The sequence below is a fragment of the Microcoleus sp. Z1_B2 genome (assembly GCF_036700325.1).
Taxonomy (GTDB): Bacteria; Cyanobacteriota; Cyanobacteriia; order Cyanobacteriales; family Microcoleaceae; genus Microcoleus.
Genome location: NZ_JAUBOQ010000018.1, coordinates 25,510 through 47,503, shown reverse-complemented (window position 1 = coordinate 47,503; position 21,994 = coordinate 25,510). Strand labels below are relative to the sequence as shown.

Sequence of the window (21,994 nt, the reverse complement as noted above, 5' to 3'; positions counted from 1 at the left end):
ATTTTTCTCGAATTCAACAATCTTTGAATCTCTAGCTATAGCGGTTCTCAGATAAATGAGGTATACAGAAACCCTGTAATGTCAAGCTTTCCAGGTCAAAATTCGTACCTCACATTTTTGAGAAAGGCTATATATCCCCCAATCGAAAATCTAAAATCGAAAATCGAAAATCGATTCACCCTCACACCAACTTGTTATGACAATTGCATCTTCCGCCGATTCCAATGGGTCGAACTCTCTCTCGACTGACAGCATGAAACTGTTACAAACCGCAGACAACAACACCCCGCGCATCCCAACTCGACCCGATCGCAATTCCTCCCACGGTCAAGAATCCAGCGTGCCCAAACCATCAGAAGTAGGCATGGAAGAAATGATGGAGGCTGTTCGCACAATGCTGCTGGGAGTAGGAGAAGATCCTGAACGGGAAGGATTGCTCAAAACCCCAAAACGGGTAGCAGAAGCAATGCGGTTTCTCACCAGCGGTTACAGTCAATCCCTAGAAGAACTCCTCAACGGCGCTATCTTTGACGAAGGCCACAACGAAATGGTACTGGTACGAGACATCAGCGTATTCAGTATGTGCGAACACCATATGCTGCCGTTTATGGGTAGAGTTCATGTCGCTTACATTCCCAACCAAAAAGTAGTGGGATTGAGTAAATTAGCCCGAATTGCTGAAATGTACAGCCGCCGATTGCAGGTGCAAGAACGTTTGACACGCCAGATTGCTGAAGCAGTTCAGACAATATTGGAACCGCAGGGAGTAGCTGTAGTAATGGAAGCCAGCCATATGTGCATGACGATGCGGGGTGTGCAAAAACCTGGTGCTTGGACGGTTACGAGTGCCATGTTGGGCGTGTTTCAAGAGGAACAGAAAACTCGCGAAGAATTCCTGAATTTGATCCGCCACCAACCGGCATTCTTTTAGTCATTAGTTATTAGTCATTAGTCATTAGTCATTAGTCATTCACTTTTTTCTTGGTGGCTGTAATCAAGCATGAGGTCCAGAAACCGGGTTTTTTTTACGATATATTTCGTTACGCACCGTAAATTCGGTAAAAAACCCGGTTTCTTTGTCGGAGTGCGTCCAGGACCGATCTAAAATCTAAAATCGGATGACGATCGACTGATAAACCCATAAAATAGACGGGTGACTCATGACTTGTGACTAAATGAATCCTCCTATCAAATTCGGTACAGATGGCTGGCGCGGCATCATTGCTGACGATTTTACATTCGATCGCGTAGCGTTAGTCGCTCCCTTAGCGGCACAAGTTCTCGCACAAACCGGCAGCAGCGATGGCAGCAGCGGTACCGTAATTGTCGGTTACGACCGCCGATTTCTGGCTGAAGAATTTGCCTTCACAGCGGCTGTTGCCGTCCAAAACGCAGGATTTGACGTGCTGCTGAGCGAATCCTACGCCCCCACTCCAGCTTTCAGTTTAGCTGCCAAACAATTAAATGCTTTGGGTGCGATCGTCCTGACAGCCAGCCACAATCCCGGTGCATATTTAGGGTTAAAAGTCAAGGGCGGATTTGGCGGTTCAGTTTCGCCCGAAGTTACTCAACAGATAGAAGCAAAACTCGAAAATCCGGCGGCAATTTCAGCAACTCCCGGCAAATTGGATAATTTCAATCCTTGGCCAGCTTACTGCAAAACCTTGCGGGAAATGGTAGATATTGAGGCGATTAAAGAAGCGATCGCCAGCGGCAAAATTACAGTATTTGTAGATGTAATGCACGGGGCCGCAGCAGGAGGACTAGCTCAAATTTTAGAAGAAACAGTACATGAAGTCAACAGCGATCGAGATCCGCTGTTTGGTGGCGGTGCACCGGAACCTTTGCCGCGCTACCTGTCGCAGTTATTTCGGGTGATGCGTACTCACCAGCGAAAAAGTTCTGGTTTGTCCATTGGATTTGTATTTGACGGAGATAGCGATCGAATTGCAGCCGTTGACTCTAGCGGCAACTTCCTCAGTTCACAAATCCTAGTTCCCATCTTAATCGAACATTTAGCTTCACGGCGCGGCTGGACCGGGGAAGTCATCAAAACAGTCAGCGGTTCAGACATAATTCCTAAAATTGCCAAGCTGTACGACTTGCCATTATTTGAAACGCCGATCGGTTACAAGTATATAGCCGATCGAATGTTGACCACCCAAGTCTTAGTCGGCGGCGAAGAATCGGGAGGAATTGGCTACGGTACACACATACCCGAACGAGATGCTTTGCTGTCAGCGCTGTACTTATTAGAAGCAGTTGTCAAATCCGGCGAAGACTTAAGCGAAATTTACAGCCGACTGCAACAAGAAACAAGCTTTACTTCAGCGTATGACAGAATAGACTTGCACCTAGCAAACATGGAAGAAAGGTCGCGTTTGCTGTCCCTGCTGCAAAATCAACCCTTAACAGAAATCGCCGGCAAAGCAGTTGTAGATTGCAACAAAGTGGACGGATATAAATTTCGTTTAGCAGACGGAAGTTGGCTGTTAATTCGGTTTAGCGGAACCGAACCAGTGTTGCGGCTGTATTCAGAAGCAGCGACATTGAAAGAAGTCATGAAAAACTTAAACTGGGCGAAAAATTGGGCGCATAATTAATCGGACTTTTCCACCGCAGATCAACGCAGATGAACGCAGATGACTCGATCTCAAATCTCTCTTTCTCTGCGTCCTCTGCGCCCTCTGCGGTCAAAAAATCTTGTTCAGAAATCAAATAGTATGGCGGCTATATCAGGTTAATTTTAGGATAAAAGCAAATGGCATACAGCGATTTCAGCCTTGCGAGAGTCAAAAAAGATTTTGGATTAACCTTAGATGAAACTCGCAATTTATTTGCCGACACAAAACCAGTTTCACCATCAGAAATTTTAACAACAATCCTGATTGATTATGTACCGCTAGCAACTTTTATTTCCACAGAAAAAGCTCGTTCAGAATTTTTGATTGCGCCGATATTAGCAGAAGTCCGGCGATTGTTAAACAAACGAGTTTCTCTTTTTTCCGGTAAGGATTTTACTGTCGATCCAGAAAGAGGTTTGCAAGGATTTTGCGATTATATTATTAGCGGTTCTTCAGAACAATTGTTCATCAGTGCTCCGGTTATAACAATTTTTGAGGCAAAAAAGGAAGATATCATTGGGGGTTTGGGTCAATGCGTAGCGGCAATGGTAGCGGCCCAATGTTTCAATCAAAACCAAGACACTGAGGTCGATCGCATTTACGGCGCGGTGACGACGGGAACTAACTGGAAATTCTTGATTTTGGAGGAAACTACTGTTTATATCGATCCGATTGAATACTATATTCAAGATGTTGATAAGATTTTGGGAATTTTGTTGCAACCATTTTTCCAATCTTTTGTTAATATAGAGCCGTAAGTTTTAATAGAAATAATGACCGATCGCAAATTGCTAGTTGTCGCTACGGGCAATCCGGGTAAACTCAAGGAAATGCAAGTTTATCTTCAGGATTTGGGATGGAAATTGGATCTCAAACCGGAAGAGTTGGACATCGAGGAAACAGGCGAAACTTTTATTGCTAATGCTTGCTTGAAGGCGTCTGAAGTCGCAAAAGCAACGGGCAAATGGTCGATCGCCGATGATTCTGGTTTAATGGTAGATGCACTCAACGGCCAACCTGGGATTTACTCCGCGCGCTACGGGAAAACCGATGCTGACAGGATATCTCGACTTCTCAAAGAATTGGGAAGCGAACAAAACCGGGAAGCACAATTTGTTTGCGCGATCGCGATCGCCCGTCCCGACGGTACAATTGCCCTGCAAGTAGAAGGAATTTGCCGAGGCGAAATCCTGCACACTCCTCGCGGTACGGGAGGTTTCGGATATGACCCCATTTTCTACGTACCCGCACAGCAACAGACTTTTGCCGAAATGACACCGGATATCAAGCGATCGCACTCTCACCGCGGCCGAGCCTTCCACGCTCTCATACCACAAATGGCGAACCTTGTCAACCCCTAACGAGTAAAAAAGCCAAAACCGGGGGGAACTGTGGCATTGGATATTGACACTTAGGTATCAGAACTAAACAGGAAATAGGTTTTTCCTGGGCAAAGACCAGTTACCAAAGACCAATGCCCAATGCTCAATGCCCCAGTATCTTAGATAGCCTCCAAGTTCTTTTCTCCAGTCCGAATCCGAATAATTTGTTCTACAGGAGAGATGAAAATCTTGCCGTCGCCAATCTCGCCCGTGCGGGAAGCCGCGATAATTTTATCAACCACCATGTCAACCTGATCGTTTTCCACAACAATCTCGACCTTGAGCTTTTGCAAGAACTCAACGGTGTACTCAGAACCGCGATAGCGTTCTGTCATGCCCTTCTGACGGCCAAAACCTCTAACTTCAGAAACAGTCATCCCCACAATACCAGCATTGACGAGTGCGATTTTCACTTCGTCTAGTTTAAAGGGGCGAATAATAGCTTCAACCTTTTTCAAGTTTTTCACTCCTAACAGTTAGTACCTTCGTTATATTACTTAAATCGCGTGACATCTTTTAATATCACTGCTAGTATTAAGTATTTTGTAAAATATACTACCTTATTTTGTACTCGCGATGAGAGGCACGCCAATCTTTAACAATATTCTCCCATTGGCCCGAGGCGCGGGCTCTCCGCTCCGATAGATCGCGGTAGAGTGAAAAAGACCCAAGCCCTCCGCCACGGATCTGCTAAAACAGAAAAAGAACCCAGGAGACAGGAGTTTTCCGAGTTTCCGCTTTGCTATGTCAGATTTGCACATATTGCTGAAAACTATAATTGCCAGAGGCGGTCAGTTAAACTATTCTTATGCACCCAGCCAGCCCTCCCCCTGACCGCAGCGGGCTTGATGCCCTACTGAGAAATCGCCCCTTCCTCGCCTTGTGGACGGGCCAGTTATTGGCCCAAGTGGCGGATAAAATCTTTTACGTATTGCTGATTATTCTGCTGAAAACCGGCGACTACCGACCCTGGCCGGTTTCTTGGCAACATTCGGAAAATTCTATGCTGTCAGCGGTGATGATCGCCTACACCGTGCCAGCGATCGTCTTTGGTTCCGTAGCCGGTATCGTGGTAGACCGCTTTTCCAAAAAGCAAATGCTGGTCGCCTGCAACGTGATTCGAGCCGGGTTGATTGTAGCTTTGCCGTTTTTGCCCAAAGCTTTTGTGGTTTTGTTGACAATGACGTTTTTAATCTCTACCGTAACGCAATTTTTTGCTCCTGCAGAAGCGGCCGCCGTCCCCCTGGCTGTGGGGCGAGAGGGACTGATGTCGGCAAATGCTCTGTTCGCCTCGTCCACAATGGGCGGGATCATTATTGGGATGACGATCGGCGAACCGCTGTTTAGTTGGGTCAAACACAGCTTCGGATCAGCTTCTCAAGAGTTTTTGCTGGGCGGGTTGTACCTGATATCAGCAGGTTTGATCTATGCCATGCAGATCAAAGAAGGTCATGTCGGCAGCAGTGGCAAAAACGTCCATCCTTGGCAAGACCTCAAGGAAGGTTTGCGGTATGTGAAACACAATCACCTTGTCAGCAACGCGATGGTGCAGTTGACCATTTTGTATTCCGTGTTTGCGGCGCTTCAGGTGCTGGCGATCGCGCTTTCAGGCAAAATAGGTCTCAAAGAAACTCAATTTGGCTTTTTACTCGCTGCAGCGGGAATTGGAATGGTCTTCGGCGCAGCCTTTTTGGGACATTGGGGTCATCGAATGCACCACAAACCTCTGCCTTTAATCGGTTTCTTGATGATGGGTTTTGTATTAGCAATGTTTGCCTTTGCCAGACACCTTTGGGTGGGATTCGGATTGAGCGCTCTGTTCGGTTTTGGTGCTTCCTTAATTAACGGCCCGATGCAGGCTCTGATTCAAGAAAAAACTCCCGAATCTATGCGGGGTAAAGTCTTTGGATTTGAAAACAATGCGATTAATATTGCTCTGAGCCTGCCTTTAGCACTGACTGGCCCGCTAACGGATGCTGTCAGTAATGCCGTCGGCGACGATGACTTGGGCTTGCGGATCGTGTTGCTGGGTTTGGGCTTTTTGGTCTCGGTGATGGGCATGGCAGCTTGGAAACATACTCGCAAAGTCTTGCAGGATGTTCTCTGAACTTTGCCAAGAAGGAAGAAGCAAGAGGGCTTGGTTTTCGCGATCGATCCATAACATAGCAACCGCCCTGATGATTAGGACGTTCTTAATTGCTCAAACGATTAGTTTTTCTTGTCGAATGCCGAATCAAGAATGCTATAGAAGCGTCATATCACGGTAAACCGACATAGAGGCAGCGATTTCCTCTGTGTCTTTCTTCCTCTGCTGTTCCACAATTTATCGCTCGGACACCGCCCGCTCGCCAAACTTTTTGTAAAATATCAGCAGTCAAATTTTCAGAATTTGACTATTGAGATTAAAGTAGTATTATAAAACATCATTAAGATTGTAAACATCAATAGACAATGGTAGTATCATATAGTCAGATGATTAATGCCGATGCTAACGGGTCTTATAATATTTTGAGAAAAGCAATCCCAAATGCGTTTAGCGATGGGATAGGGAGCTGCGTAGTTCAGCCGAGGCGGGTTAATCCGCTTAAAGTAAAAGCGAAAGGGGAGGGACTTCATGCCTCCCACGTCATGTAATATAGCAATCCTCGCATCAGTTGTAAAAATATGTAGGGGTAGTGCTACCCCTACTCCCCGTGCCTACCCCAGCCTGCATCGGTGCAACCGGGCGTGGGGAGATCCCCTACAAGAATTACACAAATCATTTAGGATTGCTATAGATGACTATAGTTTTACAAGCTATAAAAGCTTTCATTAAAAAACATAATTAGTTTAAGGAAGGAAATACTGTGCAACTAAAAACTAAAGTGACAATCAGGCGTGCAACTGGTGGATTTGCTCTGATTGACAGCTTGATCCGCCACGGTGTCAAGCATATTTTTGGTTATCCCGGCGGCGCAATTCTGCCACTTTACGACGAACTCTACCGCGCCGAAGAAACTGGCGCTATCAAACATATTCTGGTGCGCCACGAACAAGGCGCGGCTCACGCGGCTGACGGATACGCCCGCGCTACGGGCAAAGTTGGAGTTTGTTTTGCTACTTCGGGCCCCGGCGCAACTAATTTAGTGACGGGGATTGCGACGGCCCACATGGATTCGATCCCGATGGTAATTATTACCGGTCAGGTGCCCCGTGCGGCGATCGGCACTGATGCGTTTCAGGAAACAGATATTTACGGGATTACCCTGCCAATTGTCAAGCATTCCTATGTAGTACGCGACCCCAGAGATATGGCGCGAATTGTGGCAGAAGCTTTCCACATCGCCAGTACAGGGCGGCCGGGGCCAGTCTTGGTTGATGTACCCAAGGATGTGGGTTTAGAAGAATTTGACTATCTGCCCGTGGAACCCGGATCGGTGAGAATTCCGGGCTACCGCCCGACGGTGAAGGGAAATCCTCGGCAGATTAATCAAGCAATCTATTTGCTGCAGGAAGCAAAGCGTCCTTTGCTGTATGTGGGCGGCGGGGCGATCGCAGCGGGGGCCCACGAGGAAATTAAGGAACTCGCCGAACTTTTCCAATTGCCGGTGACGACAACGCTGATGGGCAAAGGTGCCTTTGACGAAAACCATCCTTTGTCGGTGAAAATGCTGGGGATGCACGGCACTGCTTACGCTAATTTTGCCGTTACCGAGTGCGATTTGCTGATTGCTGTGGGGGCGAGGTTTGACGATCGCGTGACGGGCAAATTAGACGAGTTTGCCGCGCGCGCTAAGGTGATTCACATCGATATCGACCCGGCGGAAGTCGGCAAAAATCGCGGCCCTGACGTGCCGATTGTCGGAGATGTCCGCCAAGTTTTGCTCGATTTGCTGCGCCGCTGTCGGGAAACTGGAGTTTCGGGGAAGGCCGGACAGACTGCGGAATGGCTGCACAGGATCGATCGCTGGAAACAGGACTATCCGTTAGTTGTGCCTCATTACCCAGACATTTTGTCTCCGCAAGAGGTGATTTCTCAGTTGGCTACTCAAGCGCCGGATGCTTACTACACAACAGATGTCGGTCAACATCAAATGTGGTCGGCTCAATTTTTGAACAACGGGCCGCGCCGCTGGATTTCGAGCGCTGGTTTGGGCACGATGGGTTTCGGGGTGCCGGCGGCGATGGGCGCGAAAATGGCGCTACCCAATGAGCAAGTGATTTGTATTGCTGGCGATGCTAGCGTGCAAATGAATATTCAAGAATTGGGCACTTTAGCACAATACGGCATTAATGTCAAGATTGTGATTGTAAATAACGGCTGGCAGGGAATGGTGCGGCAGTGGCAGCAGGCGTTCTACGGGGAGCGTTATTCGTCGTCGAATATGACCGTGGGGATGCCGGATTTTGTGATGCTGGCTGAAGCTTATGGCGTGAAGGGGATGCTGGTTTCGCGGCCGGAGGAACTCAAAGATGCGATCGGTCAAATGCTCGCTCACGAGGGCCCGGTGCTGATGAACGTGAAGGTGACGAGGGACGAAAACTGCTATCCGATGGTAGTTCCAGGTAAGAGCAACGCTCAAATGGTTGGTTTGCCCGATCGTAGCAAGTTGCAATCTGCGGAGTTGATTTATTGTCCAAGTTGCGGCGCGAAGAATGTTTCGACGAATAAGTTTTGTCCTGAGTGCGGGACAAAAGTTTAACGAGTTTTGAGTGGGGACTTAGGCAGTGCCTATTAGTCTCAACTTAAGGTCAAACGTAGTCATAGACTGCTGTTTATCATCGAGGCCAGATCCCCCCTAGCCCCCCTTAAGAAGGGGGGGACAAGAGTCCGATCAAAGTCAACCCCTACTCCCCTTTTTAAGGGGGATTTAGGGGGATCTGGCCTCGGATAAAAGCGAGAGATATCAAAGGTTTCAGACTTAAGTTGACACGATGAAAGGCAATGCGATGTCCTTACCCGGCTCTGCTGTTTCACGTTTAACACCATATCCGCTGGCATCGCATCGAGAGCTTTAATCTCTAATCTCTAAGCATATTTTATGAGCCAGTGTCTCAACCCTGATTGCCTATTCCAAAACCCGTCTGGCTATACAAAATTTTGTCAAAAATGCGGGAATAAACTGCTATTGGGCGATCGCTACGGAGCCCAAAAAATTATTGGACAAGGGGGATTTGGGCGCACTTTTCTAGCTATTGACGAGTATAAACCATCAAAACCTCCCTGCGTTATTAAACAATTCTACCCCCAACTTCAAGGCACTTCTAGTATCCAGAAAGCTGCTGAGTTATTTGAGCTGGAAGCAGTACGCCTAGAACAGTTGGGTAAACATTCTCAAATTCCCGACTTATTAGCATATTTTAGTCAAGATGGACGGCAGTATTTAGTCCAAGAATTCATCGACGGTGAAAATTTAGCCCAAACACTAGAATCTAAGGGATATTTTAGCGAAACGCAGATTCGCGACTTGCTTAATAATTTATTGCCAGTATTAGAGTTCATTCATTCCCGCCAAGTAATTCACCGGGATATCAAGCTAGAAAATATTATTCTCAGACAAGATGGGCAACTGGTTTTAGTTGACTTTGGAGCCGCGAAATATGCGACACAAACTGCTTTATCTGTAACGGGAACGGTGATCGGGACTGCTGGATATACGGCACCGGAACAAGCAGCGGGCAAAGCCATTTATCCTAGTGATATTTATAGTCTGGGTGTCACTTGTCTGTATCTGTTAACTCAGGTTGAACCGATTGATTTATTCGATACAAGTGAGATGGAGTGGGTGTGGCGACAACACTTAAAAGCATCTGTCAGTTCGGAACTGGGTCTGATTTTAGATAAAATGATACTACCTGCTAGTAAGCGACGTTATCAATCTCCTACTGAAGTTTTGCAGGCTCTTGGTACTCAATCACCTCAACCATCACCTCCAATACCTCCACCGCCACGTCACACATCACCTCAGCCATTACCTCAACCATTACCAGACTCCCTTAAATCGGCCCGGGGTGTTGACTATACTGATCTGCGGGATTTATTGGCGGCGGGGGAGTGGGAAGAGGCGGATTGGGAAACGCTGAAGGTGATGCTGAAAGCTGCTAGACGGGAGAAGGAAGGTTATTTGGAGCGGGAATCAATTGATAATTTTCCTTGCGATGATTTACGGACGATCGACCAGTTGTGGGTAAAATACAGTCAGGGTCGTTTCGGCTTTAGTGTCCAGAAACAAATCTGGTGGGAAGTACGCGGTAAAGAAGATTGGGAGGTTGAAGACGACCTGGCCGATCGCCTCGGTTGGCGAAAAGGAGGAACTTGGTTGGACTTAGAGTACCTGACCTTTAATCTCAGAGCAGAGCATGGCCACCTCCCGACGGGGTTGGCGGTCTGGGCGGTCCGGCCGTGGCAGGGCGGCGTGCTCGTTGGGCGTACGTTGATGGTAGGGTTATTGGATTGGGAAGGATTCTTCTCTCGCGTCGAGAGTTGTAATCTGTAACCTATAACGATTTCAGCCCCTTGTCAAGTCTTTTTTATCGAACCTTTTTTTACGAAGTTATAGGCTTTTCGTCATTTCATTACCTGCTACGTCACTCGTATAACTGTACTCATCTATTGAATTACCTGAAAGAGGGTAAGGTAGGCTCACTCATCAAACAACAGAGTCGCGAATTTTGGGTCATAGCAGTTAGCCAAAGAAACCGGGTTTTTTACCTAATTTGTGGGTGACAACGAAAGATTTTCGTAAAAGAACCCGGTTTCTGACCACCCGTGGGTATCAACTAATGCGCTATGCCATTGTGATTGAAAAAACACCCAATAATTATTCAGCTTACGCACCCGATTTGCCCGGATGTGCAGCCACAGGCGCTACCCTTGCGGAAGTACAGCAGCAAATTAAAGAAGCAATCGAATTTCACTTAGAAGGATTGCGAGAAGAAGGTTTACCGATTCCCGAACCAACTACGCTTTGTGACTATGTAGAAGCACGGTAGTAGGGCACAATATTTCATAAATTAAGCAGAAATAAAAGCTGATTTAGGCGCAAAACAAGCAGCGCAATAAATCCGAGGACTTGCATTCCTCACTACAAAAGTTTTTTATTAATAGTAATTGACCGAACATAAAATCAAACATAAGTATTTGATGCCAATAAAGTTTTTATATGAAAAAAAAATGCAGGAGTAACAAATGAATCTTTATTTGGGAATAGATTTCGGCACGAGTGGCGCGCGATCGACTGTCATAGACTCCCACGGTACAATACATTGTGAGACAGAATATACTTTTGCCAACAACGGGCAACAACAGCCTGAATTGCCCTCGGTGTGGCAAAATGCGCTGTGGGATTCGATCGAGCAAATTCCCCCAGCAATCCGCAATCAGGTAAGGGCGATCGCCCTTGACGGCACATCTTCCACTGTCATGCTGTGCAATACCGACGGTATACCAGTATGCGAGCCGATTTTATACAATGATGCGCGCGGTGCAGCGGTGACAGAGAGGTTGCGGGCGATCGCCCCCGACAACCACACAGTAATAAGCGCTACATCGAGTCTGGCAAAACTCCTGTGGTTGCAGGAGGGCGGGCACGGGGGCACCGCCCCTACATTTTTCCTGCATCAAGCTGACTGGCTGGCCTTTCTGCTGCACGGAAAATTGGGAATTAGCGACTATCACAATGCTTTGAAACTCGGTTTCGATGTTGATACTTTGTGCTATCCGAATTGGCTGATAGAGGGAATTGCGGGCGCTGCAACTCCTGAATTGCCACAAGTTGTCGCACCGGGCACGCCTGTGGGGGAAGTGAGTGCTCAAGTGGGCGATCGCTTCGGTTTTTCCCGCGATTGTATGGTTTGTGCTGGTACAACCGATAGCATTGCCGCATTTTTAGCAAGCGGTGTCAATTTACCAGGGGAAGCAGTAACTTCTCTCGGTTCTACACTAGCAGTCAAACTGTTAAGTCATACCCGCGTAGATGATTCTAGATACGGGATTTACAGCCATAAATTAGGCGATTTGTGGTTAGTTGGAGGTGCTTCTAATACCGGAGGTGCGGTGCTGCGACACTTTTTTACTGATGTTGAGTTGGATAATTATAGCACACAAATTGATCCAGAACAAGAGAGTTTGCTGGATTATTACCCATTGTTGAAAAAGGGCGATCGCTTTCCGATTAATGACCCGAATTTGCCGCCACGACTCGAACCGCGCCCAACTGATTCAGTGGAATTTCTGCACGGTTTGCTAGAAAGCATAGCGCGGATTGAAGCGCGGGGATATCAATTATTGCAAGAATTGGGTGCAACTCCTTTAACAAAGGTTTATACTGCTGGCGGCGGGGCGAAAAATTCGGTTTGGAGTGCGATTAGAAAGCGTTATTTAAAAGTGCCTGTAGTAACGCCAATTCATACTGCGGCTGCTTATGGAAGTGCGTTATTGGCGAAGCAGGGAACGCAAATTTAAAGGTGGTAAATTTGGACTGATATCGCTATCGATTAAAACTAAAATGAGAGGAAGCAAACATTCTGATATATTGTTTTAAGTTGTTATCCCTAAAAATTAAGGACAATGGCAAAGCTACCTGATGACATCCTGAACACAATTTTCACATTGCAGCGGCGGCTAGTGGAAATCCTCAACGAAACAACCGCCACAGAATATATATTCATGCAGCAGTTTGGCGAGACAGAAGCGACACTCCCCGAACTAGAATCCCTGGATAATATTAAGGAAAGGTTGAGAACCTCTTACAATCGTTTGTACAGGCTTTTGCAGCAGGTGGCAGAATCTCAACCCGCTGCGACTGCGGATACGTTAAACTTTCTGTATGGAACGATAGAAGACGGAGAGGCAATTGTCGATGCCTCAGCAGCAAGCATTCAAGAAATCAAAATGGATTGGAACTTACGATGAATCAACAACCTAGAATCCCCGACGCTGAAACCAGAAAGCGACACGTTGAAAAGATGCGTGAAGTCTGCCGACAGTTGGACGCTTTCAATTTGAAGTTAGATGAAGCGATTGCCATATTTGAAGCTGATAACCGCCGCCAGCGTCGAGAACGTTTGGCGGGTAAATACAGGCGTGTGGAATCTCAGGTAGTCGAATAAGATATGAGATGTTGCATCATTGTTAATAAGTCTTTTATGAACAGGCTTTTCGGCCTGTTCCACAAAGAGTGAATTTTCTTGTGGAACAGGCATCTTGCGATGTTGCATTATTGTTAATAAGTCTTTTATGAACAGGCTTTTCGGCCTGTTCCACAAAGAGTGAATTTTCTTGTGGAACAGGCCGAAAAGCCTGTTCTTGAAAATGGTGCAAGATGTGAGATAAGATCGATCGAGGGGCGATTCCCTACGGGAGAGTCTTGAATCATTTCTTTTGAGTCCCCTCTGTTCGGACGCAAGGTTGTGTAGTAACGGTTTTAACCGCCGACTCCTATCGGGAGTTTTCAACACTTTTTTATTACACTCGCTGCAACTTAGCTGTTCTCGGATCGATGATTTTTCGACCCAAACCCGAAAACTTAATTGCCAGATTAGTTCTCTCGCCTTCCCCCAAAACATGGGTAATTTCTCCAACTCCAAAAGCATGATGAAAAACCCGATCGCCCGTTTTCCACTCTGCCGATTGAGAATTCCCAGAATTAGCTGCTGAATTATTAGTTTTTCCCTTGGAAACAGCCGTTTTCCCCGCTTTAGTTTTCTTCGCACTTCCCGCCAGCAAATGTGTCGGCAATTCCCCTAAGAATAGCGAAGGGGTGCAGTGTTCCCGGTAGCCTCCCCAGAGGCGGCGTTCGCGAGTGTGGGTAAGAAATAGCAATTCCTGGGCGCGAGTGATGCCGACGTAGCACAAACGGCGTTCTTCTTCGATCGCTTTCGGGTCGTCCAAACTGCGGAAATTCGGAAATAAACCCTGTTCCATCCCGACTAAAAATACCACGGGAAATTCTAATCCTTTTGCGGAGTGCAGCGTCATCAGCGACACGCGGGAATCTTCTTCCTGCAAGTCATCTAAATCGGATGCTAAAGATGCTTTTGCTAAAAACGATGTCAGCGTCGGTTCTTCGTTTTGTTCTTCAAATTGCAGCACTGCATTGTACAATTCTCTGACGTTTTCTATGCGATTTTCTGCTTCCTCGGTTCCTTGATTTTTCAAATCTTGAATGTAGCCTGAATCTTGGATAATTCCTTGGACAATTTGCGAAGCCGGCAGAGTTTCAACTTGCGATTGCCAACGACCAATCATTTCGGCAAACTTAATAATAGCTTTTGCCGATCGCCCTGCTAGAGTATTGACAGAAGATTCATCGCTGAGGATTTCCCACAACGGAATGCCCAATTGAGTTGCAGCGTCTTCGATTTTGGAAAATGTGGTATCACCAATGCCGCGACGGGGAGTATTGATGATGCGTTTGAGGCTGACGCTATCGTCGGGATTGGCAAGCGCCCGCAGGTATGCTAGGATATCTTTGATTTCTTTGCGATCGTAAAACTTGAGACCGCCGACAATATTGTAAGGAATGTCTAAACGCATTAACGCTTCTTCAAAGGAGCGAGATTGAGCGTTTGTGCGGTAGAGAATCGCAAAGTTACTGCCGTTTTCGTATTCGGAGTTTTGGCGCTTTAAGGAATGAATTTGACCTGCTACAAATTCCGCTTCATCTAATTCGTTGTCGGCGCGCCAGACAACAATCGGAGCTCCCGGTTCGCGAGTCGGGCGCAGAATTTTTTCGATGCGTTCGGTATTGTGTTCTATCAAGTGGTTTGCGACTTGCAGGATGTTTTCGCGCGATCGATAATTTTCCTCTAATTTTACCATCGTCTGAGTTTTCTCGTCAGACAAACCATCTCCAAAATCCTCTTGAAATTCCAGCAATATGGTATAATCTGCCATCCGAAAGCTGTAAATTGATTGATCGACATCGCCCACGACAAAAATCGAGCGGTTTTGCCATTTATCGAAGTTTTTCGGGTCGGCGTTATTTGTCACCAACATCCGAATCAAATCGTATTGAGTGCGGTTGGTATCTTGGTATTCGTCAACTAAAATATGGCAAAACTTTTTATGCCAGTAACTTAATACTTGCTCGTTTTGGCTCAAAAGTTTAACGGGAACGAGGATTAAGTCGTCAAAATCAAGGGCATTGTTGGCTGCTAAAGCGTCTTGATAGCGACTGTAAACATCCGCAATCACCCGACCTCGATAATCCGGTTCTGCTGCTTGGTACTCTTGAGGCGAAAAACCTTTATTTTTAGCGTTGCTGATGATATAGCGGACTTTTCGAGGGTCAAATTTCTTGTCGTCAAGGTTCAGGATTTTGGTGACGATTTGTTTAACGAGACTTTGAGCATCTGACTCGTCAAAAATCGAAAAGTTTTTCTTCCACTGCCGGCCTTTTTCGTCTTGGTATTTTTCAATATCGTAGCGGAGAATGCGGCCGCACAAAGAGTGAAAAGTCCCCATCCAAATGTGTTTGGTAATTCTTTGGTAAATTTGCGATCGCAATTTCGTTTGCACATCCGGTGCTAAGTCTACCAAAGGTTTGCCATATTCCGCTTCAGCTTGCTGAGTTGCCAGCAATTTCTCAATTCTTTCTTTCATCTCCCTGGCGGCTTTATTTGTAAATGTCACCGCCAGAATATTTTCGGGATCGACTCGATGGGTGCGAACTAAGTTAGCAACTCGGTAAGTTAGAGCTCTGGTTTTGCCGGAACCAGCGCCCGCTACTACTAACAGCGGCCCGTTATAATGGGCGACTGCTTGGCGCTGAGATGGGTTGAGGTGGCTGAGGAAATCAGTGGTTTGAGTCATAGCTAGAAAGTTAGTTTAATTTTTTAAGGGGTAAATAATACTTGGTATGCGATACCGCGAGTTCTTTTAACCTAATGTGTACCTAGCGCACCCTATATTATAACTAGAATGGTAATTTTTAAAACTTTAAATATTTTTGGAGCCAGCGAGTTGTTTCAGGTAAGGTGCTGGGCGCGCACGCTACACAATAACTAGATAGGTAATTGTTTTTAACGTTTAAATATCCGTGTCAGCCACATTGCTGCTAATATTCCTAAGCCAATCCAGATGGCAATAATTACAACAGCGGCCGCCCTATTTATCGGTTTTCCTCGCTCTATTTCTGCGGCTGCTTTTTCCCGACACTCTGCTAAAACCTGTGGCGGAATCATCTTGAGTACCAGCCAAATTCCCAAAGGTACAATTATCAAATCGTCTAAGTAGCCGAGAATCGGTATGAAATCAGGAATTAAGTCGATCGGGCTAAAAGCGTAGGCCACCGTAAGCCCTGCTAAAATTCTGGCGTACCAAGGTACTCTCTGGTCTGTACTGGCTAAATAAACAGCGTAAGTCTCTTTTTTGAGTCGGCGGGTACCTTGTTTTAACCATTGCATATAATGACTAATGACTAATGACTAATGACTAATGACTAATGACTAATCACTAATCACTAATGACTAATACTTTTTTAGTTGCTAAAAATGTAACAACCCGGATATTTAGCACTTTCAGTGGGAAGGTAAAGTATAGCATCTGTTGTATGTGAGGAGAATCAAGTTTATGAGTTCAAATTTGCAACGTGGCGATCGCATTAATTTCCGCAGTCTGGTAACAGCGTTGTGTTTAACCTTAACTCTCGTTAGTTTTGTGAGATTAGATCCGGCGGTGGCTCAAGAACAGCGGATCAGAACGCTGAGTGTTACTGGGCGGGGTGTGGAAGCGATTCCCACAACCCAAACGCAAGTGCGGCTGGGGGTTGAGGTGCAGGGGAAAACGGCTGCCGAGGTGCAGCAGGAAGCGGCGAGGCGATCGTCCGCTGTGGTAGAGTTGCTGCGATCGCGCCAAGTCGAAAAACTCGAAACTGCCGGCATCACCCTCAATCCCATTTATAACTACGACAACAACCAACAGCGCTTGACAGGTTATACGGCGACGAATACCGTCAGTTTTCGGATTAATACTGCATCTGCCGGCACTTTGCTCGACGATGCGGTGAATGCCGGAGCCACACGCATCGACGGCGTGAGTTTTGCCGCCACCGAAAGTGCGATCGAATCTGCTCGAAAACAAGCACTCAAAAAAGCCACTCAAGATGCTCAAGCCCAAGCGGATGCAGTCTTTAGCGCCCTCAACCTGAAGCGGGGAGAGATTCTGGGCATTCAAGTCAACGGTGCGATCGCGCCGCCTCCTATGTACCGGCAATTGGCTGGTGATCGCATGGCTGCTGCTGATGCTACAACGCCTGTGGTGGGAGGGGAACAGCAGGTAGAAGCTTCTGTGACTTTGCAATTTGGATATTAATAATATAGTTAGGGGTTGAACTGGCCACCTCAGCTTGACCCTAACTATTTCTCGATTTATCAAGCAGCTTTTTCTACAAAAAACTTTAGCCGTTTTAACCACTTCTGCCAGTAGTCTAGAAACGAAATCTCTCCTTCTTCAGGGGGAGAGTTCCTCAATAAATAGACTCTCTGTTAAACCGTAGGCGATCGCATTTCTCATACACAGAAAAGAGTGGACTCTTTTCTCAGATCCACTCTTTGTTAAACTCTCTTAGCCCTAGCTTTAACAAGCTAGAGTTAAGTCCTTACTTTACCTAGTCCTTAATGATTCTCTTGTCATGAATGACCACTTGATCCTTGAGTTTAGGAGTGCCGGAGATGTGAATATCCGTATCCATATTTTCCTCGGTGGATTCGGCTAGATATTGGGCAGATGACTTAAAATCGTGCGCTGCACGTTTAGCAGATTCGGCTGCATTTTGGGCCGATGAGTTAAAACCATGCCCTGCACCTTGAGGAGATGGGGTTGCATTTTGGGCAGAGGACCTAAAATCAGGCACTGGAGGTTTAGCAGATTCGGCTGCATTTTGGGCAGATGATTTAAAATCATGCGCTGCATCTTTAGCAGATTCGGTTGCATTTTGGGCAGATGACTTAACATCCTGCTTAACATCCTGCGCTGCACGTTTAGCAGATTCTGCAGCATTTTGGGCAGATGACTTAACATCCTGCGCTGCAACTTTGGCAGATTCAGCGGCGCTTTGAGCAGATGACTTCATTGATTCCGCTGCACTCTTACCAGATGACTTAAGCGATTCGGCTGCGCTTTTTATAGATGGCTCAACTGCTTTCGCTGTATCTTTTACAGTCGATCTCAGATCCTTAGTTGCCCCCTCAATTTCCTGAGCTACAGCTTTGGCAGAAGGCTTAACTTCATCAGCAGTACTCTTAATAGAATCCGCTGCACTTTGTATAGAAGGCTTGATACCTTCGACTGTCTGCTTGACTGAATCTTTTACTTCTCTAATCGTAGGTTTGACTTCCTCGGATGCGCTCTTGACTGCATCTACTACAGAAGGCTTGGCTTCCTTAACTGTCCGATCGACAGATTCGGCTATACTTTTAATCGAAGGCTTGGTTTCCTCAACAGTCTCCTTGACTGCTTCTGCTGTAGCTTTGATAGATGGTTTAACTTCCTCAGCCGTTTCCTTTACGACTGTCCCTAGGTCTTCTACAGTGTGTGTAATACCGTCTGCTACAGCGTGTGCTGCATCCCCTAAATTATCTACAGCACGGTTAACAGTATCAGCAGTACCTTTACCAATCATAGCGCCAGCAACTGAGCCTGCTACAGCACCAACAATGCCTCCAGAGCGAGCACCGAGTATACCACCGACTGCTGCTCCAGCTATCCTCGCACCAAGGCCTGAGCCTGATGATTGCTCTTCCTTTGATTCTGAATTTTCGTTAGTCTGAGCCTGAAGCTGCGCGTTTTCGCTATTGTCAACATTCTTTTCCCGGAAGTCAGGATTTGCTTCAGGTTGGTTAAAAGGCTGCTTATTATCAGTCATAGATATCCTTGGGTCTTACTGCTACATTTACTAGGCTAACTATATACTTCTCAGAAAATCTACTGCCTGAGAACTAGATTTGGACTGTTACTTAAGAAGTAGATTCTTAAAGGTATTGACCGCTAGCGCGGTAGCGGCTCGCAGGGTAAGCTCATCTAATTTGGTATAAATTGTACTTGACAAAAAGGGCAAGATATAAAGGAATATCCTGTCAATAGCGGTTCTTTTTAACTCATTTGAGATATTTTGACGATGGGCAGACAACGAGCGAAAATAACTCATGTATACAGAGTTGTTAAGAGATTAAGTATTGATATGTAAAACTAAGGAAAGTTTATGAAATATCTATTATAATGACAGGTGTAAATGCTTAATAAGTATTGGATTAAAAAGTTGATTGTCGATTATAAATTAACGTTTAAAAAAAATAAAACTATATTTGTTATAAAAAATAATCATAATAAATGATTTAATTAACAGATTTGTTTTGTAGACGTTGCTGATTTACGGTAGGAAAGGCTAAATATGCAAGCCAGAGAAACCAGTATCCACAAAGCTTCGTGATTTTCAACTTATTTTTTTCATACCCTGATTAAGCAAGGCCAGATTTTGGAGTGATCTAACTCACGAGGAGAGCTCTTTGAACAGCAACTTGACCGCTTTAGCCGCCAGAGGCGATCGCACTTACGTGTAATTGGGCATAAGTGCGATCGATCCCTAACTTTTAGCGTGACATACGGCACTTTGCCGTATATAATGGATAAATGAGATAAACCGTATTTTGTATGACTAAAACTACTAAATCGGAACCGTCAGCCCGATTGGAGGCTCGTATCAGTCCAGAGATTAAAGCCCTTTGGCAAAAAGCCGCTGACTTAGAAGGACGTACATTAACAGATTTCGTCATCGCCAGCGTTCAAGCAGTCGCTTCCAAAGTTATTGAACAGCACCAAAGACTGAAACTTGACCTTGACGACAGCGAGGCTTTCGTAAATGCCCTCCTGAATCCAACCCAGCCGAATCAAGCTCTCAAAGCAGCAGCCTTGCGCTACAAACAAGTGATGGGCGATGGTACTCACAATTGAACTCTTAGATAGCAGCAGACATCACAGAGAGCTTTTTTGTTGTGGACAAGATAGTTTGGACAACTACATCCGTAAACAAGCTTCTCAGGATCTCAAAAAGAAAGTCGCAATCGTATTCGTTTTAGTGGAGTCTCCAAACACTGATGTGATTGCCTATTATACGCTTTCTGCATACACCATTGAACTCGCAGATTTGAATGAATCTTTTGCAAAAAAGCTGCCCCGCTATCCCCTTCTACCTGCTACATTGCTAGGTCGTTTGGCAGTCGATCGTACTTATCAAGGTCAACATCTCGGCGAGTTGATTCTGATAGATGCTTTGAGAAAAGCACTCTTGGCAACTGCACAAGTTGCATCTCTCGCTGTCATTGCAGAAGCTCTGGATGAGCCAGCAGCCAATTTCTATCAAAAATATGGTTTTCAAAAGTTTAAACAAAACCCGATGAAGCTTTATCTACCAATGAAATCGGTTGAAGAACTTTGTCAAACTTCTAACATTTAGTTGATTTTGTTAAAAACCGATCGCCAATCCCACTCTCCAACCCCGCCACCGCAGACGCGCGATCGCACTTACCTGTAATTGGGCTAAGCTCGATCGCCCCCAACAAACTCAACACAATCCAATTACTACCGGATCAGCGCTCAAAGTACCCGATATCGACTACAGTAAACACAAAATATTATTGGCGGTGATTTGAGTGATTGAGACTTTAGCAACAGGAATCGCAGCAGCCGGTTCGCTGCTAGCATTGGGCGGATTGGGCCTAGAGTTGAACTATCGCCGGACTGGGAGTGCAAATAAACTAGAACTAACAGCCGGAGAATGGCACTTAGCCATCTCCGAACCCAACCGCTATCTTTTAGTCGGGGAAATGGAGTTCCGCAACCTGACACAGCGGTTTGAGATTATGTTGCCGGAAGTGCGGGCACAAGTGAAACTGCTGTCAGACGGAAGTTTGGATGGCGTTACCTCCGAGACAAAGGTGATTCCTTGCCACAAAGACGCAGCAGCCAGAGCAGACGATTACTGGTTCGGCTATATTGTTAAAGCCCAAAAAAACACGAAAATTAAAGTTTCTGTAGACATTCAAGGGCAAGATTTAACCAAATTGCAGTCAGCTTGGGTGCAAGTACATTACGTCACCTACGGCCCGGGCGGCCGCATCCCCAAAGTCCGTAACGTAGTAGTTCCCCTGCAATTTCCCAACTCGGAGACAGTACCTAATGCCCGAAATGTAGGAGTTGCCGAAGTTTTGCCGATTCGCACCCACATCCTGACGGAATTGGACAATCCCGTCGAAATTGTCAAGCGGTACGTGCTGCCACGCGCCCAGAAAGGCGATATTGTCGCCCTCGCAGAGACTCCCTTGGCTTTGATGCAGGGACGCTATCGCCATCCCAGCGAAGTCAAACCCGGATGGGCGGCAAAGCGAGTGTGCTTGTTTTTCTTGCCGATGTCGAGTTTGGCCACGGCTTGCGGGATGCAGACGTTGGTTGATGTAGTAGGCCCTTGGCGCGTAGTCGCAGCATTTGCGATCGGCGCTGTGGCTAAAATATTCGGTAAACCGGGAGTCTTTTACCAACTTGCAGGGGAACAAGCCAGACTGATTGACGACGTTACCGGGACTTTGCCTCCCTTCGACCAATTTATTGTCCTAGGCCCGGACAATCCCCAGCAAGTTGTAGAAGAAATTCAACGAGAAACCGGACTTGCGGCGGCGATCGTAGACGCTAATGACTTGAAAGCAGTTAAGATATTAGCAGCGACCTCCGATTTATCGGTAACATTCTTAGAGCAAGCCTTGCGAAGCAACCCCGCCGGGAATGCTGACGAGCGCACACCAGTCGTTGTAATTCGACCTCTGCCACAAAAATCTTGAGTTGAAAACAGAAAATTAAAAATTCAAAAAGATGATTTGCAATTTTTAATTTTCGATCGAGCAAGAAAGGGAGAAGAATCAAAAGTTATAAGTTTTGAACTCAAAATTTACCCATTCAAAACTCAAAACTTCTCTAACTCTTCCCCTTTCTGAATTTTTATTTTTAAATTTCCATTC

General features: G+C 46.1%; 20 protein-coding genes and 1 pseudogene. 16 read left to right on the top strand and 5 right to left on the bottom strand.

What is annotated here, in order from left to right; genetic code table 11:
- The first annotated feature begins 196 nt into the window (after positions 1-196).
- From folE to rdgB, 4 genes are all read left to right on the top strand, one after another.
- Positions 197-931, top strand: a complete 735-nt coding sequence (gene folE / locus QT984_RS12865; RefSeq protein ID WP_333051519.1) for a GTP cyclohydrolase I FolE — start codon at positions 197-199, stop codon at positions 929-931.
- Positions 932-1,175: 244 nt separating this feature from the next.
- The gene (locus QT984_RS12860) at positions 1,176-2,603 is read left to right on the top strand and encodes a phosphoglucomutase/phosphomannomutase family protein (RefSeq protein ID WP_333231306.1); all 1,428 of its coding nucleotides are present in this window, start codon (positions 1,176-1,178) and stop codon (positions 2,601-2,603) included.
- Positions 2,604-2,761: 158 nt separating this feature from the next.
- Complete coding sequence (locus tag QT984_RS12855; protein ID WP_333051522.1) at positions 2,762-3,382, top strand: hypothetical protein; 621 nt, start codon at positions 2,762-2,764, stop codon at positions 3,380-3,382.
- A 15-nt stretch (positions 3,383-3,397) separates the two neighbouring features.
- On the top strand, positions 3,398-3,985 hold the full coding sequence (rdgB, locus tag QT984_RS12850) for an RdgB/HAM1 family non-canonical purine NTP pyrophosphatase (RefSeq protein WP_333051524.1): 588 nt from the start codon (positions 3,398-3,400) through the stop codon (positions 3,983-3,985).
- A 140-nt stretch (positions 3,986-4,125) separates the two neighbouring features.
- Here rdgB and QT984_RS12845 read toward each other — a convergent pair whose 3' ends face one another.
- Positions 4,126-4,464 carry a P-II family nitrogen regulator gene (locus QT984_RS12845; RefSeq protein WP_006633346.1) on the bottom strand — a complete coding sequence of 113 codons (339 nt, stop codon included), beginning with the start codon at positions 4,462-4,464 and terminating at the stop codon, positions 4,126-4,128.
- A gap of 350 nt (positions 4,465-4,814) precedes the next feature.
- Here QT984_RS12845 and QT984_RS12840 point away from each other — a divergent pair, with 350 nt between their 5' ends.
- From QT984_RS12840 to QT984_RS12805, 8 genes and pseudogenes are all read left to right on the top strand, one after another.
- Positions 4,815-6,113 carry an MFS transporter gene (locus QT984_RS12840; RefSeq protein ID WP_333051525.1) on the top strand — a complete coding sequence of 433 codons (1,299 nt, stop codon included), beginning with the start codon at positions 4,815-4,817 and terminating at the stop codon, positions 6,111-6,113.
- 353 nt (positions 6,114-6,466) lie between these two features.
- Positions 6,467-6,640: pseudogene (locus QT984_RS12835) on the top strand (RNA-guided endonuclease TnpB family protein); the annotation flags it as partial.
- 212 nt (positions 6,641-6,852) lie between these two features.
- Positions 6,853-8,688 (top strand): biosynthetic-type acetolactate synthase large subunit, encoded by a 1,836-nt coding sequence (ilvB, locus tag QT984_RS12830; protein ID WP_333374138.1) that lies wholly within the window; start codon positions 6,853-6,855, stop codon positions 8,686-8,688.
- Between the two features lie 339 nt (positions 8,689-9,027).
- On the top strand, positions 9,028-10,482 hold the full coding sequence (locus QT984_RS12825) for a serine/threonine-protein kinase (RefSeq protein WP_333374136.1): 1,455 nt from the start codon (positions 9,028-9,030) through the stop codon (positions 10,480-10,482).
- A 286-nt stretch (positions 10,483-10,768) separates the two neighbouring features.
- Positions 10,769-10,978: a type II toxin-antitoxin system HicB family antitoxin gene (locus QT984_RS12820; protein WP_333241137.1), complete on the top strand. Its 210-nt coding sequence runs from the start codon at positions 10,769-10,771 to the stop codon at positions 10,976-10,978.
- A 196-nt stretch (positions 10,979-11,174) separates the two neighbouring features.
- Complete coding sequence (locus tag QT984_RS12815; protein ID WP_333374134.1) at positions 11,175-12,449, top strand: FGGY-family carbohydrate kinase; 1,275 nt, start codon at positions 11,175-11,177, stop codon at positions 12,447-12,449.
- A 105-nt stretch (positions 12,450-12,554) separates the two neighbouring features.
- Entirely contained in the window at positions 12,555-12,899 is a 345-nt protein-coding gene (locus QT984_RS12810; protein WP_106146328.1) for a hypothetical protein, read from the top strand.
- Positions 12,896-13,096, top strand: a complete 201-nt coding sequence (locus QT984_RS12805; protein ID WP_333051533.1) for a hypothetical protein — start codon at positions 12,896-12,898, stop codon at positions 13,094-13,096. Before QT984_RS12810 ends, QT984_RS12805 begins: the two co-directional genes overlap by 4 nt.
- Positions 13,097-13,451: 355 nt before the next feature.
- Here the strand turns inward: QT984_RS12805 and pcrA are convergent, their stop codons facing one another.
- Complete coding sequence (pcrA, locus tag QT984_RS12800) at positions 13,452-15,800, bottom strand: DNA helicase PcrA (RefSeq protein WP_333231297.1); 2,349 nt, start codon at positions 15,798-15,800, stop codon at positions 13,452-13,454.
- A 209-nt stretch (positions 15,801-16,009) separates the two neighbouring features.
- Positions 16,010-16,393: a YkvA family protein gene (locus QT984_RS12795; RefSeq protein ID WP_333374132.1), complete on the bottom strand. Its 384-nt coding sequence runs from the start codon at positions 16,391-16,393 to the stop codon at positions 16,010-16,012.
- 166 nt (positions 16,394-16,559) lie between these two features.
- Between QT984_RS12795 and QT984_RS12790 the strand changes: the two genes are divergently transcribed.
- Entirely contained in the window at positions 16,560-17,300 is a 741-nt protein-coding gene (locus tag QT984_RS12790) for an SIMPL domain-containing protein (protein ID WP_333374130.1), read from the top strand.
- Positions 17,301-17,595: 295 nt separating this feature from the next.
- On the opposite strand, the gene QT984_RS12785 is transcribed toward QT984_RS12790, so the two are convergent.
- Positions 17,596-18,852: a hypothetical protein gene (locus tag QT984_RS12785; protein WP_333374128.1), complete on the bottom strand. Its 1,257-nt coding sequence runs from the start codon at positions 18,850-18,852 to the stop codon at positions 17,596-17,598.
- A 785-nt stretch (positions 18,853-19,637) separates the two neighbouring features.
- On the opposite strand from QT984_RS12785, the gene QT984_RS12780 reads away from it, so the two are divergent.
- Together QT984_RS12780 and QT984_RS12775 are read left to right on the top strand one after the other, a co-directional pair.
- A complete protein-coding gene (locus QT984_RS12780) occupies positions 19,638-19,937 on the top strand; it encodes a DUF1778 domain-containing protein (RefSeq protein ID WP_333051545.1) in 300 nt (99 codons plus the stop codon).
- Positions 19,921-20,439 (top strand): GNAT family N-acetyltransferase, encoded by a 519-nt coding sequence (locus tag QT984_RS12775; RefSeq protein ID WP_333051548.1) that lies wholly within the window; start codon positions 19,921-19,923, stop codon positions 20,437-20,439. The genes QT984_RS12780 and QT984_RS12775 overlap by 17 nt, the downstream gene beginning before the upstream one ends.
- Here QT984_RS12775 and QT984_RS12770 read toward each other — a convergent pair.
- Positions 20,429-20,554 (bottom strand): hypothetical protein, encoded by a 126-nt coding sequence (locus tag QT984_RS12770; RefSeq protein ID WP_333231292.1) that lies wholly within the window; start codon positions 20,552-20,554, stop codon positions 20,429-20,431. The two genes, QT984_RS12775 and QT984_RS12770, sit on opposite strands and share 11 nt — an antisense overlap.
- An 81-nt stretch (positions 20,555-20,635) precedes the next feature.
- Here QT984_RS12770 and QT984_RS12765 point away from each other — a divergent pair, with 81 nt between their 5' ends.
- Positions 20,636-21,817: a F420-0:Gamma-glutamyl ligase gene (locus QT984_RS12765; protein ID WP_333051551.1), complete on the top strand. Its 1,182-nt coding sequence runs from the start codon at positions 20,636-20,638 to the stop codon at positions 21,815-21,817.
- Positions 21,818-21,994: the final 177 nt, after the last annotated feature.

What these genes read in the sequence shown, in the direction of transcription:
- folE (WP_333051519.1), top strand. Translation starts at nt 197, where the DNA reads ATGACAATTGCATCTTCCGCCGATTCCAATGGGTCGAACTCTCTCTCG.
- QT984_RS12860 (WP_333231306.1), top strand. Translation starts at nt 1,176, where the DNA reads ATGAATCCTCCTATCAAATTCGGTACAGATGGCTGGCGCGGCATCATT.
- QT984_RS12855 (WP_333051522.1), top strand. Translation starts at nt 2,762, where the DNA reads ATGGCATACAGCGATTTCAGCCTTGCGAGAGTCAAAAAAGATTTTGGA.
- rdgB (WP_333051524.1), top strand. Translation starts at nt 3,398, where the DNA reads ATGACCGATCGCAAATTGCTAGTTGTCGCTACGGGCAATCCGGGTAAA.
- QT984_RS12840 (WP_333051525.1), top strand. Translation starts at nt 4,815, where the DNA reads ATGCACCCAGCCAGCCCTCCCCCTGACCGCAGCGGGCTTGATGCCCTA.
- QT984_RS12825 (WP_333374136.1), top strand. Translation starts at nt 9,028, where the DNA reads ATGAGCCAGTGTCTCAACCCTGATTGCCTATTCCAAAACCCGTCTGGC.
- QT984_RS12820 (WP_333241137.1), top strand. Translation starts at nt 10,769, where the DNA reads ATGCGCTATGCCATTGTGATTGAAAAAACACCCAATAATTATTCAGCT.
- QT984_RS12815 (WP_333374134.1), top strand. Translation starts at nt 11,175, where the DNA reads ATGAATCTTTATTTGGGAATAGATTTCGGCACGAGTGGCGCGCGATCG.
- QT984_RS12810 (WP_106146328.1), top strand. Translation starts at nt 12,555, where the DNA reads ATGGCAAAGCTACCTGATGACATCCTGAACACAATTTTCACATTGCAG.
- QT984_RS12805 (WP_333051533.1), top strand. Translation starts at nt 12,896, where the DNA reads ATGAATCAACAACCTAGAATCCCCGACGCTGAAACCAGAAAGCGACAC.
- pcrA (WP_333231297.1), bottom strand. Translation starts at nt 15,800, where the DNA reads ATGACTCAAACCACTGATTTCCTCAGCCACCTCAACCCATCTCAGCGC.
- QT984_RS12795 (WP_333374132.1), bottom strand. Translation starts at nt 16,393, where the DNA reads ATGCAATGGTTAAAACAAGGTACCCGCCGACTCAAAAAAGAGACTTAC.
- QT984_RS12790 (WP_333374130.1), top strand. Translation starts at nt 16,560, where the DNA reads ATGAGTTCAAATTTGCAACGTGGCGATCGCATTAATTTCCGCAGTCTG.
- QT984_RS12785 (WP_333374128.1), bottom strand. Translation starts at nt 18,852, where the DNA reads ATGACTGATAATAAGCAGCCTTTTAACCAACCTGAAGCAAATCCTGAC.
- QT984_RS12780 (WP_333051545.1), top strand. Translation starts at nt 19,638, where the DNA reads ATGACTAAAACTACTAAATCGGAACCGTCAGCCCGATTGGAGGCTCGT.
- QT984_RS12775 (WP_333051548.1), top strand. Translation starts at nt 19,921, where the DNA reads ATGGTACTCACAATTGAACTCTTAGATAGCAGCAGACATCACAGAGAG.